General features: G+C 61.9%; 1 protein-coding gene. It reads left to right on the top strand.

The window, feature by feature from the left end:
• Positions 1–86 precede the first annotated feature (86 nt).
• The coding region (locus tag QCM77_RS45910) for an IS110 family RNA-guided transposase (RefSeq protein ID WP_462804423.1) at positions 87–980 on the top strand (894 nt) is incomplete at its 3' end.

Below are 980 nucleotides of genomic sequence, written 5' to 3'. Positions count from 1 at the left end.
GCTGGAAGGTTGGCGGTCGTCCCTCACATTGATGGTGTAACGGAGTCGAGGCCAGGCCTTGCTCCAAGCATCGAGGAGAGACGACCATGGACCATTATGCCGGAATCGATGTGTCATTGGAATGCTCTAGCGTGTGCGTCGTTGATGCGACGGGGAAGATCGTTCGGGAGGCCAAGCCAGCCAGCGAACCGGAGGCACTAATCGCCTGGTTCCGTACGCCTGGGTTCGATCTCGTCAGGATCGGCCTTGAGGCGGGTCCCCTGTCACAGTGGCTTTACGCGGCAATGAAGCAGGCAGGCCTCACGGTCGAGCTTCTGGAGACACGCCACGTGAGCAATGCCTTCAAGGCGATGCCGGTGAAGTCGGATCGCAACGACGCCCGCAACATCGCGCAATTGATGCGGCTCGGCTGGTTCCGGCCGGTGCACTGCAAGTCGATGAGTGCCCAGGAGACCCGCGCTATGCTGACCGCGCGCAAGTTGATCCAGGCTAAGCTTCAGGACATCGAGAACAGCTTGCGGGGGATCTTGCGAGGCTTCGGCTTGAAGGTCGGCAAGACGACGAAGCGCAGCTTTGCGACACGGATCGGGGAGCTGGTGACCGGCCATCCGGCCCTTGAGGCGATCGCCGCGGCGATGCTCGCGGTTCACACGGTGCTGCTGCGCGAGTTCAATGGTTTTGAGAAGCGGGTGCGGGCAATGTCGCTGCTGGATGCCAAGGCCAAGCTGCTGATGTCGACCCCGGCCGTAGGGCCGGTCATCTCGTTGACCTATGCCAGCGCCATCGATGATCCCTCCCGCTTCACCTCGTCGAAGCGGGCGGGGCCGCTGTTCGGGTTAACGCCGAAGAAGCACCAGTCAGGCGAGACCGATTACTCCGGCCGGATCAGCAAAAATGGGGACGCTTCCGTGCGCGAGGCGCTCTATGAGGCTGCCCACATCATTCTGACCAAGCCAATCAGGGGCTGTGCCCAGCTCAAG

Source organism: Bradyrhizobium nivariense, from assembly GCF_029846695.2.
GTDB lineage: Bacteria > Pseudomonadota > Alphaproteobacteria > Rhizobiales > Xanthobacteraceae > Bradyrhizobium.
The sequence above is the reverse complement of the archived record's forward strand: the minus strand, read 5'-3'. Positions and strand labels throughout refer to the sequence as shown.